The sequence below is a fragment of the Burkholderia sp. AU39826 genome, assembly GCF_020419965.1.
In the GTDB taxonomy this organism is placed as follows: domain Bacteria; phylum Pseudomonadota; class Gammaproteobacteria; order Burkholderiales; family Burkholderiaceae; genus Burkholderia; species Burkholderia semiarida.
On sequence record NZ_JAIZQG010000006.1, the window covers coordinates 249,468 to 259,287 of the forward strand.

The 9,820-nt window shown below is 69.4% G+C and carries 12 protein-coding genes; 6 read left to right on the plus strand and 6 right to left on the minus strand.

The genetic code is table 11. From position 1 onward, the window contains the following. Positions 1-10: 10 nt before the first annotated feature. From mdcA to madL, 3 genes are all read right to left on the minus strand, one after another. Positions 11-1,657 carry a malonate decarboxylase subunit alpha gene (mdcA, locus tag LGM42_RS15040; protein ID WP_226232586.1) on the minus strand — a complete coding sequence of 549 codons (1,647 nt, stop codon included), beginning with the start codon at positions 1,655-1,657 and terminating at the stop codon, positions 11-13. A gap of 142 nt (positions 1,658-1,799) precedes the next feature. Beyond that, a complete protein-coding gene (gene madM, locus LGM42_RS15045) occupies positions 1,800-2,567 on the minus strand; it encodes a malonate transporter subunit MadM (protein ID WP_006476364.1) in 768 nt (255 codons plus the stop codon). Positions 2,568-2,578: 11 nt separating this feature from the next. Then, the gene (gene madL / locus LGM42_RS15050) at positions 2,579-2,974 is read right to left on the minus strand and encodes a malonate transporter subunit MadL (RefSeq protein WP_059573893.1); all 396 of its coding nucleotides are present in this window, start codon (positions 2,972-2,974) and stop codon (positions 2,579-2,581) included. 330 nt (positions 2,975-3,304) lie between these two features. Between madL and LGM42_RS15055 the strand changes: the two genes are divergently transcribed. Beyond that, positions 3,305-4,153 carry a LysR substrate-binding domain-containing protein gene (locus LGM42_RS15055; protein ID WP_059573894.1) on the plus strand — a complete coding sequence of 283 codons (849 nt, stop codon included), beginning with the start codon at positions 3,305-3,307 and terminating at the stop codon, positions 4,151-4,153. Positions 4,154-4,309: 156 nt separating this feature from the next. Beyond that, the gene (locus tag LGM42_RS15060) at positions 4,310-4,594 is read left to right on the plus strand and encodes a DUF4148 domain-containing protein (protein ID WP_226232587.1); all 285 of its coding nucleotides are present in this window, start codon (positions 4,310-4,312) and stop codon (positions 4,592-4,594) included. A gap of 34 nt (positions 4,595-4,628) precedes the next feature. Here the strand turns inward: LGM42_RS15060 and LGM42_RS15065 are convergent, their stop codons facing one another. After that, a complete protein-coding gene (locus LGM42_RS15065; protein ID WP_226232588.1) occupies positions 4,629-5,546 on the minus strand; it encodes a 3-hydroxyacyl-CoA dehydrogenase NAD-binding domain-containing protein in 918 nt (305 codons plus the stop codon). 247 nt (positions 5,547-5,793) lie between these two features. Between LGM42_RS15065 and LGM42_RS15070 the strand changes: the two genes are divergently transcribed. Both LGM42_RS15070 and LGM42_RS15075 read left to right on the plus strand, forming a co-directional pair. Beyond that, positions 5,794-6,231 (plus strand): Hsp20/alpha crystallin family protein, encoded by a 438-nt coding sequence (locus tag LGM42_RS15070; protein ID WP_226232589.1) that lies wholly within the window; start codon positions 5,794-5,796, stop codon positions 6,229-6,231. Positions 6,232-6,247: 16 nt separating this feature from the next. Further along, positions 6,248-6,658, plus strand: coding sequence for an Hsp20/alpha crystallin family protein (locus LGM42_RS15075; protein WP_059644168.1), 411 nt, complete (start codon positions 6,248-6,250; stop codon positions 6,656-6,658). Positions 6,659-6,770: 112 nt separating this feature from the next. Here the strand turns inward: LGM42_RS15075 and LGM42_RS15080 are convergent, their stop codons facing one another. Further along, the gene (locus tag LGM42_RS15080) at positions 6,771-7,073 is read right to left on the minus strand and encodes a zf-TFIIB domain-containing protein (protein WP_226221821.1); all 303 of its coding nucleotides are present in this window, start codon (positions 7,071-7,073) and stop codon (positions 6,771-6,773) included. 91 nt (positions 7,074-7,164) lie between these two features. Next, on the minus strand, positions 7,165-7,920 hold the full coding sequence (locus LGM42_RS15085) for a TerC family protein (RefSeq protein WP_059573900.1): 756 nt from the start codon (positions 7,918-7,920) through the stop codon (positions 7,165-7,167). A 110-nt stretch (positions 7,921-8,030) separates the two neighbouring features. Between LGM42_RS15085 and LGM42_RS15090 the strand changes: the two genes are divergently transcribed. Both LGM42_RS15090 and LGM42_RS15095 read left to right on the plus strand, forming a co-directional pair. After that, positions 8,031-8,924: a LysR family transcriptional regulator gene (locus LGM42_RS15090; protein WP_226232590.1), complete on the plus strand. Its 894-nt coding sequence runs from the start codon at positions 8,031-8,033 to the stop codon at positions 8,922-8,924. 116 nt (positions 8,925-9,040) lie between these two features. Then, positions 9,041-9,820 (plus strand): DUF2242 domain-containing protein (locus LGM42_RS15095; RefSeq protein ID WP_226232591.1); only part of this gene is annotated, 780 nt, incomplete at its 3' end.

Here is a 9,820-nt window from a genome sequence, read left to right on the forward strand (position 1 = left end):
GCCCTCTTCCTCACCAGTTGCGGAACCGGGCCGGCGGCGCATAGAGCCCGCCCGACCAGTGCACGAGATCCTTGATCGAACGCGCGGCGAGCCAGCGACGGTCGGCGTCGAGCGGATCGATGCCGAGATCCTCCGGGCGGCGGATCACGCCGCGCTCGCGCAGCCGCTCGACCAGCTTCCGGTCGCGGCCGCGGCCGACGTTCGTATAGCCGGCGACGCCGCGGATCGCATGCTCGCGTTCGTCCTTGTCGCGGCACATCAGCAGGTTCGCGATCCCTTCCTCGGTGACGATGTGCGTGACGTCGTCGCCGTAGACCATGATCGGCGCGAGGTCGAGCTGCAGCTTGTCGGCGAGCTTCAGCGCGTCGAGCTTCTCGACGAACATCGGCACGTTCTTGTCGCCGAACGTCTCGCCGATCTGCACGACCAGCTTGCGGCCGCGCCGCAGCGCCGCCGGCGTGTCCGGGTCGGCTTCCGCGCCGGCCTTCAGCCACGGCTCGCTCGGATGGCGCCGGCCGCGCGCGTCGCTGCCCATGTTCGGCGCGCCGCCGAAGCCGGCGATCCGCTCGGCCGTGACCGTCGACGAATGGCCGGACAGGTCGATCTGCAGCGTCGAGCCGATGAACATGTCGCACGCATAGAGGCCGGCCGTCTGGCAGAACGCGCGGTTCGAGCGCAGCGACCCGTCGGGCCCCGTGAACCACACGTCGGAGCGCGCACGGATGTAGTCGTCCATCCCGACTTCCGAGCCGAAGCAGTGGATCTGCTCGACCCAGCCCGATTCGATCGCGGGGATCAGCGTCGGATGCGGATTGAGCGCCCAGTGCGTGCAGACCTTGCCCTTCAGCCCGAGCTTCGCGCCGTAGGTGGGCAGCAGCAGCTCGATCGCGGCCGTGTTGAAGCCGATCCCGTGGTTCAGGCGCTTGATCCCGTACGGCTCGTAGAGGCCCTTGATCGCGAGCATCGCGGTCAGGATCTGCGTCTCGGTGATCGCGGCCGGATCGCGCGTGAACAGCGGCTCGACGTAGAACGGCCGGCCGGCCTCGACGACGAAATGCACGCGGTCGCCCGGGATGTCGACGCGCGGCACCTTGTCGACGATGCGGTCGACCTGGGCGATCACGATGCCGTCCTTGAACGCGGTCGCCTCGACGACGGTCGGCGTGTCCTCGGTGTTCGGGCCCGTGTACAGGTTGCCGTCGGCGTCGGCGCTCACGGCCGCGATCAGCGCGACCTGCGGCGTGAGATCGATGAAGTAGCGGGCGAACAGTTCGAGATAGGTATGCACCGCGCCGAGCGCGATCTTGCCGCCGAACAGCAGCTTCGCGATGCGCTGCGATTGCGGGCCCGAATACGCGAAGTCGAGCCGCTTCGCGATGCCGCGCTCGAACACGTCGAGATGCTCGGGCAGCACGACGCCCGACTGCACCATGTGCAGGTCGTGGATCTTCGCGCTGTCGACGTCGGCGAGCGCGACGGCGAGCAAGTCGGCCTGCTTCTGGTTGTCGCCTTCGAGGCACACGCGATCGCCGGGCCGCAGCACCGCTTCGAGCAACGCGACGGTGTCGCGCGCATCGACCCGCTTGCCCCGCGCGTAAGCCGCGCCGGCCGCGAGCCGGGCATCGCGCGCTTGCCGCGCGTGATTCCATCCGGTCATGAACAGTTCTCCGCTTCGATGGTTCAGCGGCATTCTAAGCCTGGCGCCGCTGTCGATTGATGATGTTGCCGAATGCGACTCAGAGGACGCCGCGATGGATGCGGCGCGCGCACGGGCCACTCGCATGGCCCCTCGCCTGGCCTCACGCGCCGACCAGCGCGCGCGTCGTGAAGAACAGCACCGACGGCCCGAGCAGGCAGCCGACGCCGGTATGGAAGGTCGCGACCAGCGCACCGTACGGGACGAGCCGGCGATCGGTCGCGGCAAGGCCGGCGCTCACGCCGCTGACGGTGCCGGCCAGCCCGCCGAAGATCATCGCGGAGCGCGGCGTCTTCAGCCCCATGAAATTGGCCGCGACCGGCGTGCCGACCATCACGATGATCGCCTTCACGAGCCCCGTCGCGATGCTGAGCGCGATCACGTCGGAGCTCGCGCCGATCGCCGCGCCCGTGACGGGCCCGACGATATAGGTGACGGCGCCCGCGCCGATCGTCGTCATGCTGACCGCATCGGTATAGCCGAACGCACGCGCGACGCATGCGCCGACGATGAACGGCAGCACGGTGCCGAGCAGCAGCGACACGACGCCGACGAGCCCGGCCTTGCGCGCCTCGGTCGGCTGCACTTCGAACGCGGTCGCGACGATCGCGAAATCGCGCAGCATCGCGCCGCCCATCAGGCCGATACCGGCGAACAGCTTGACGTCGGCCAGCCCCTTCTCGCCACCGGTGAATGCGCCGCCGACGTAGGCGAGCACGAGACCGATGACGATCGCGATCGCCGAGCCGTGCACGCGGCCGAACGTGAGCTTGCGCGACGCGATCGACGACAGCCACATGATCAGGCCGACCAGCGCGAACGACGCGACGAGCCCGTTGTGGGCGACGGTTTTTTCGAGCATCTGCAGCATGGCGGCCTCCGTTACCGTTCTTCGAATTGCGGCACGCCCGCGAAGGCCGTGTCGTCGCGCCCCGTGCGCGCGAGTACCGCGATGCAGCATGCGCAGATCGCGACCGCGCCGACCGCCGCCAGCAGCGCGACCGGCCCGCCCTTGAGCGCGGCGACGACGTTCTGGTTCGCGGCCATCGCGACGACGACCGGGATGTACATCGCCCCCCAGAAGCCGACGCCCGCCTCGGTCTCCTTCGGCAGCCAGCCGCGCCGGTGCAGCCACAGGCGCAGGCAGATCAGCAGCAGCATCGCGATACCGACGCCACCGACGTTGGTCTTCACGCCGATCGCGCTGCCGAGCAGGTCGCCGAGGAACAGTCCGGCCAGATGGCAGAACGCCAGCAGCGCGGTTCCATAGATGATCATGAGTCGTCTCCAGTCTCTTCGTGACGGGCGCCTGACGCGTGCGGGAGCCAGGCCCGCACGCCGATCCCGGGCGGACTGTGTGTCTCCTGCGGCGGGGCGCCGCGGCCCGGCGGCTCGTCGTGCGAGCGCGTTCTCGGGGTCGATGGGATGATGCGGTTTCGGGCCGGACGCCGGATGGCTTAGACTGATCGATGCAGCCGGCGGCGCGACACGGGCTACGCGTCCGGTGTCCCCCGTTTCGCGGAGGCCGCACGGGCGCGTGATCCGATACTAGCGCCGCAAAATCCGGCCATTTATGAAGTTGTCGAAACCGATTCAGTGGATTTAGCAATGCGTCCGTTACCGCCCGAATTGCTGCGCAGCTTCGTCGCCGTCGCCCAGTCCGGCAGCTTCACCGCCGCGTCCGAGCGCGTGAACCTGTCGCAATCGACCGTCAGCCAGCATATCCGCCGCCTCGAGGAGCTGCTCGACCGGCCGCTGTTCGAGCGCGACACGCGCAACGTGCACCTGTCGCAGCACGGCGACGCGCTGTTCCGCTACGCGGTGCGCATCCTCGAACTGATGGACGAGGCCGTCACGTCGGTATGCGGGCCGCCGCTATCGGGCAAAGTGCGGCTCGCGATGTCGGAGGATTTCGCGTCGGCGCACCTGACGGCCGCGCTCGCGAGCTTCGTGCAGCGCAACCCGGACGTCGAGCTCGCGATCTCGACCGGGCTGTCGGGCGACCTGTTCGACGCGCTCGACGAAGGCCGGCACGATCTCGTGTTCGCGAAGCGCATCGCCGGCAGCCGGCGCGGCCGCGTGATCCGCAGCGAACCGCTGTACTGGTGCACCGGCCCCGATTCGCGGATCACCGGCCACGAGGCCGTGCTGCCGCTCGCGATGCATCCGGAGCCGAGCGTGTCGCGCCGGCGCGTGCTCGAATCGCTTGAAGCCGTCGGGCGGCCGTACCGGATCGCCGTCGTGAGCAGCAGCATCGCGGTGTTGCGGGCGGCCGCGAGCGCGGGGCTCGGCGTCAGCGCGTTCGCCGGCTACGTGATCCCGGCCGGGCTCGCGCGGCTCGACGCGGGGCTGCCGGAGCTCGGCGAACTCGAATACGTGATCGACCGCCCGGCGGCCGCGTCGCGCTCGACGCTCGCGCTGGAAGCCACGCTGATCGCGGCGGCGGCCGAGTTGTAACGGCACCGCACGGGCGCGGTCGCGCCCGCACCTGACAGCGTTGCCCGGAACGCGTCATCGTCCGCGCAGCACGCGCTCGCGACAATGGGACCCAACGGAATGCACCGCACATCGCCGCGCGCATCCGCTACCCCGTCCCCTTGATCGGAGCCCGCCATGAGCAACGCCCTGCGATTCGCCGTCGCGACCGCCGCAGCCGCCTTGCTGTCCCCCGCCTTTGCCCAGACCCACGCGTCGACCCCCGCGCAACAGGGCCTGACGCGCGCGGAAGTCATCGAGCAGCTCAAGCAGGCCTATCTCGACGGCGAACTGCCGACCAACGACGGCAACTATCCGCCGAACGCCGCGACGCGCGCACGCAACCGCGAACTCGTGCAGGCCACGAGCCCCGCGTGGCTGGCCCACGTGCCGCCCGCCAGCCAGACGACGTCGCAGCAATAACCGCCGCCGCCGCACCTGCACGACCGGACCAGGATCAGGGCAGGAAGCTGCGGCGCCGCGCGTCGATCAGCTCGACGAGCAGCCGGTCGCGCTCGGCCGCCAGCGCCTGCATCGAGCGCTCGCCCTGGATCGCGCGCAGTTCGTCGGTCAGCTTGCGATCGACTTCCGGATCGAACGACGGCGTGCCGAGGTCGTCCCACCAGCTCGCGATCGGCCCCGACAGGTGTTCGAGGAAGTGCGCGATCCCGCCCGCGCCGCCGCCGAGATGATAGGTCAGGCACTGCCCCATCAGCCCCCAGCGCAGGCCGGGGCCCCACGCGACGGCCTTGTCCGCGTCGGCGACGCTCACGACGCCTTCGCCGACGAGGTGATACACCTCGCGGAACAGCGCGGCCGCGAGCCGGTTCGCGACGTGGCCGGTCATCTCCTTGTTCAGCACGATCGTCTGCTTGCCGAGCGCATCGTAGAACTGCTTCACGCGCGCGATCACGTCGGGGTCCGTCGCATCGCCGCCGACCAGCTCGACGAGCGGGATCAGGTGCGGCGGATTGAACGGATGCGCGATCAGGCAGCGCTCCGGATGCTTCGCGCACGCGGTCTGGATCTCGGACATCTTCAGGCCCGACGAACTCGACGCGATCGGCACGTGCGCGGGCAGTACGTCGTCCATCCGGCGATAGAGCGCGCGCTTCAGGTCGAGTCGCTCGGGGCCGTTCTCCTGCACGAAGTCGACGCCGTCGAGCGCGCGCACGAGATCGGCGTCGAACGACAGCCGCGCGGCAAGTTCGGCGGCCCGCTCGCCGAGGAAGGCGGCGAGCGCGTCGCGCAGCCGCGCGTCGGCCTGCGGCGCCGGGTCGGTCGCGACGACGTCGAAGCCCTGCGTCAGGTAGAAGGCGGCCCAGCTCGCGCCGATCACGCCGGCGCCGACGATCGCGATACGTCGAATGTCCATGGTTGTCCCGTGTGGTTGGTCTGCGGATATGCCGCGGCGATTGTCGCATCGAATCCCGTGCGCATGCGTCGACGCGGGGATTGCCCACGCCCTCTTGAAATGCGCGGCGGCGGCCACTAATTAAGCGTCGTCGGGCAGTGCCGCATCCAACGCACCGCCCCGTTATCGACCTCGTGGAGCCCCCGTCGCGCCCGCCGCAGGCGTCGCGCGGTCACGTCTCCCGCGTTCCCTGTTCAGGAGGACAAACATGAGCGGTATCCATCACGGCTACGATCTGTTCGACGAATTCGCCCGCGTGCAGCGGCAGATGGCGAGCCTGCTCGGCGAGCGCCCGTCCGGCATCCGTGCGGGGCGCGCCGGCGCATTTCCCGCACTCAACGTCGGCGCCACCGACGATGCGATCGAGATCGTCGCGTTCGCGCCCGGCATGGCCGCGACCGACTTCGACGTGTCGATCGACAAGGATCTGCTGACGATCAGCGGCGAGCGCAAGCCGGCGCCGCGCGAAGGCGACGACGTGCGCACGTATGCGCAGGAGCGCTTTCACGGCGCGTTCCGCCGCGTGGTCGAATTGCCGCGCGACGCGGACCCCGACCAGGTCAGCGCCCGCTACGAGAACGGCTGCCTGCTGATTCGCGTCGGCCGGCGCGAAGCATCGAAGCCGCGTGCGATCACGATTCAGTAATCTTCAGGATACCGACATGAACACGAACCCGACCCTGGCCGAACGCCACCCGAGCACCGTTCACGCTGCCGCCGCCGAAGCCGCGCGCCGGCCCGCGATCACGCCGTCCGTCGACATCGTCGAGGACGCGCGCGGCGTCACGCTGCGGGCCGACCTGCCCGGCGTGCCGCGCGACAACCTCGACGTGAAGGTGCACGACAATACGCTGACGATCGAAGCCGCGACGCAATTCGACGCGCCGGCCGACCTGCGCATGCGGCACGCGGAAGTACGCGCGACGCGCTATGCACGGTCGTTCGTGCTGAGCGCCGACCTCGACACGTCGCGAATCGACGCGAACCTGCGCGACGGCGTGCTGACGCTGACGATTCCGCGCCGCGAGGAAACGCGTCCGCGTCGCATCGACGTGACGGCCGGCCATGCGTAAGCATCGGCGCGTGTGCTGACGCGACGCGCATGAAAAATCCCCGCCCCGGCGCGATGCCGGGCGGGGATTTTTTACATCGGGCCGCGCGCGTTCGGGCACGCGAACGGCCGCTTCAATCGAAATCGAACAGGTCGAACACCGACTTCTTGCGACGCCGGCCGTCGTGCCGATCACGCTCGTCGTGCGAGCGGCCGTCGCGCCCCCAGCCGTCGTCGCGACCGCGCGGCGCGTGCGCGTCGTGTTGGGCCGGCGCGGCGTCGCGGCGAACCGGCGCGTCACCGGTTTCACGGGCGATCAGCTTGTCGAGTTCGCCGCGATCGAGCCACACGCCGCGGCAGGTCGGACAATAGTCGATCTCGATCGACTGGCGCTCGGCCATCAGCAGGTCGGGCGTCTTGCAGACAGGACATTTCATCGCGTTTCTCCTTTCCGTGCGAATTTCATCCGGATTCCGTATGAGGCGCGGGATGCCGGCCGCCGCGGCGGCCGGCATCCCGCGTGCCGCGTCAGTCGCGCGCCGCGTGCGCGGCCCGCTTCGCCTTCGCGCGCCGCGCGAGCATGTTCATGCCCTCGACGAACGCCGAGAAGGCCATCGCCGCATAGATGTAACCCTTCGGCACGTGCGAACCGAACCCTTCGGCGATCAGCGTCATGCCGATCACGACCAGGAACGACAGTGCGAGCATCACGATCGTCGGGTTGCGGTCGATGAAGCGTGCGAGCGGCTGCGCGGCGAACAGCATCACGGTCACCGCGACGATCACGGCGACGAACATGATCGGGACGTGCTCGGTCATGCCGATCGCGGTCACGATGCTGTCGATCGAGAACACGATGTCGAGCATCACGATCTGGCCGATCGCGGCCCACATCGTCAGGCCGGCCGCGCCGGCGGCCCCGCCCGCGCCGTCGCCGTCATGCGACACGTGGTGATGGATCTCGGTGGTCGCCTTCCACACGAGGAACAGGCCGCCCGACAGCAGGATCATGTCGCGCCACGAGAACGCATGGTCGAACAGCGTGAACACGGGTTCGGTCAGGCTCGCGATCCACGCGACGCTGCCGAGCAGCGCGAGGCGCATCACCAGCGCGAGCGCGATGCCGAGGCGCTGCGTGCGTGCGCGCTGCGCTTCGGGCAGCTTGTTGCTGAGGATCGAGATGAAGATCAGGTTGTCGATGCCGAGCACGACTTCCATCACGACGAGCGTCAGGAGCGCGGCCCAGACGGCGGGGTCGGTGGCAAGCGTCAGCAGATAGTCCATGGGATGGGCGGATACGAAAGTGGAAAACCCGATGATATGCCGCTCCGTACTTCGGAAAAATCAGAGAGAATCTGACTTCAGGTTCGTTTTTTTCGATATATCGCGCGCCGATGCTGAATTTTCGCCATCTGTACTATTTCTGGGTCGTCGTGAAGGAAGGCGGTTTCGCGCGTGCGGCCGGCCGGCTGGAAATGGCCGTGCAGACGATCAGCGCGCAGGTGCGCGAGCTGGAGAAATCGCTCGGGCACCAGTTGCTGCGCCCGGCCGGGCGCGGCGTCGCGATGACCGACGCCGGGCAGGCCGCCTTCGCGCGCGCGGAAGTCATCTTCGAGATGGGCCGGCTGATTCCCGACGACGTGCGCGCGGCGGCCAGCCGGCCGACCGTGCGGCTCGCGGTCGGCCTCGCGGACGGCATCTCCAAGCTCGCCGCGCACGCGATCCTGGCCCCGGTGCTCGACACGCCCACGCTGCGGCTGCTGTGCCACGAGGGCGAGCACGACGCGCTGCTCGCGGAACTCGCGCTGCATCATCTGGATCTCGTGCTGGCGGGCCAGGGCGCGCCGTCGGGGTCGAACCTGCGCGTGACGAGCGAGCGGCTCGTGGCCTCGCCGGTCGACTGGTACGGGCCCGCGGCGCTCGTCACGCCGGCCGCGCGGCAGCGCTTTCCGCAGTGCCTGACCGAGCTGCCCGTGCTGCTGCCGACCGCGCATTCGGCATTGCGCGCCCGCCTCGACCAGTGGCTGGAAAGCGAGCGGATCGTGCCGCGCGTGGCCGGCGAGTTCGAGGACAGCGCGCTGATGGCCGTGTTCGCGGCGCGCGGCCTCGGCGTGTTCCCGCTGAGCGAACTCGGCGCGAACGATGCGTCGCTGCTGCGCGGGCTCAGGCGGCTCGGGCGCGCGGGCGACGTGACCGAGGAGATCCACGCGATCCGCTCGCGGCGCGGCGAACATCATCCGCTGACGTCGCGATTGCTGGCCGCGGCGCGCGGCGCGGCGGCCGACTGAAGCGAGCGCGACATCAAACGAAACTATAATGTCGCCCCGGCCATACGAGATGTGTGCGTGCGCCCATCCGGGCACCGCCCTTGCGCCACCTCTCGCCGAGCCTTCTGAAAGACGCCATGCACAACCGATTTCGCCTGTTTTCCGTTTCGTGCGCGCTCGCGGCCGCGACCGTGCTGGCGGCATGCTCGTCGCCGCCCAAGCCGATCTACCAGCAGGAACAGTTCGACGCGACCACCAGCCCGTATGCGCATACGTTCCACTCGAAATCCGACGCGGCCTGCGAGGCCGCGCGGCGCGCGCTGCTGAGCCAGGGCTACGTGGTGTCGTCGTCGCGCAACGACGCGGTCGACGGCAGCAAGAATTTCCAGCCGAGCAACGACATGCACGTCGTGATCGAGTTTCACGTCGTGTGCGCGGACGCGACCGCGGACGGCTCGTCGAGCATCGCATACGTGAACGCGGTGCAGGACCGCTATACGCTGAAGAAGTCGAATACGTCGGCCAGCGTCGGCTTGAGCGTGTTCGGCTCACTGTCGCTGCCGATCGGGTCGAGCGACGATGCGCTCGTCAAGACCGCGAGCGAGACGATTCCCGCCGGCGTGTTCTATGAACGCTTCTTCACGCTCGTCGACCATTTCCTGAAGATCGACCCGGCGCGGCGCGACCGCGCGACCGTGAAGGCGGCCGAGAAGGAGCCCGTCGCGCCGCTGCCCGAACCCGCGCCGACGCCGCAGGGTGAACCGATGAAGATGACGACGCCGGTCGTGCCGACGCCGCCCGCCGCGCCCGTGCCGCTTTCGGTGCCGGGTGTCACGCCGGGGGCGGGCGCGAATGCCGTGCCGGCCGCGGCTTCGGCCGTCGCGGCGCCCGCCGCGACGCGCGCTGCCGCGCCGGTC

Excerpts from the sequence above, each read along its gene's own strand:
- LGM42_RS15075 (WP_059644168.1), top strand. The coding sequence starts at position 6,248 with ATGAACACGAACCCGACCCTGGCCGAACGCCACCCGAGCACCGTTCAC.
- LGM42_RS15090 (WP_226232590.1), top strand. The coding sequence starts at position 8,031 with ATGCTGAATTTTCGCCATCTGTACTATTTCTGGGTCGTCGTGAAGGAA.
- LGM42_RS15085 (WP_059573900.1), bottom strand. The coding sequence starts at position 7,920 with ATGGACTATCTGCTGACGCTTGCCACCGACCCCGCCGTCTGGGCCGCG.
- LGM42_RS15065 (WP_226232588.1), bottom strand. The coding sequence starts at position 5,546 with ATGGACATTCGACGTATCGCGATCGTCGGCGCCGGCGTGATCGGCGCG.
- LGM42_RS15080 (WP_226221821.1), bottom strand. The coding sequence starts at position 7,073 with ATGAAATGTCCTGTCTGCAAGACGCCCGACCTGCTGATGGCCGAGCGC.
- LGM42_RS15070 (WP_226232589.1), top strand. The coding sequence starts at position 5,794 with ATGAGCGGTATCCATCACGGCTACGATCTGTTCGACGAATTCGCCCGC.
- mdcA (WP_226232586.1), bottom strand. The coding sequence starts at position 1,657 with ATGACCGGATGGAATCACGCGCGGCAAGCGCGCGATGCCCGGCTCGCG.
- madM (WP_006476364.1), bottom strand. The coding sequence starts at position 2,567 with ATGCTGCAGATGCTCGAAAAAACCGTCGCCCACAACGGGCTCGTCGCG.
- LGM42_RS15055 (WP_059573894.1), top strand. The coding sequence starts at position 3,305 with ATGCGTCCGTTACCGCCCGAATTGCTGCGCAGCTTCGTCGCCGTCGCC.
- LGM42_RS15060 (WP_226232587.1), top strand. The coding sequence starts at position 4,310 with ATGAGCAACGCCCTGCGATTCGCCGTCGCGACCGCCGCAGCCGCCTTG.
- madL (WP_059573893.1), bottom strand. The coding sequence starts at position 2,974 with ATGATCATCTATGGAACCGCGCTGCTGGCGTTCTGCCATCTGGCCGGA.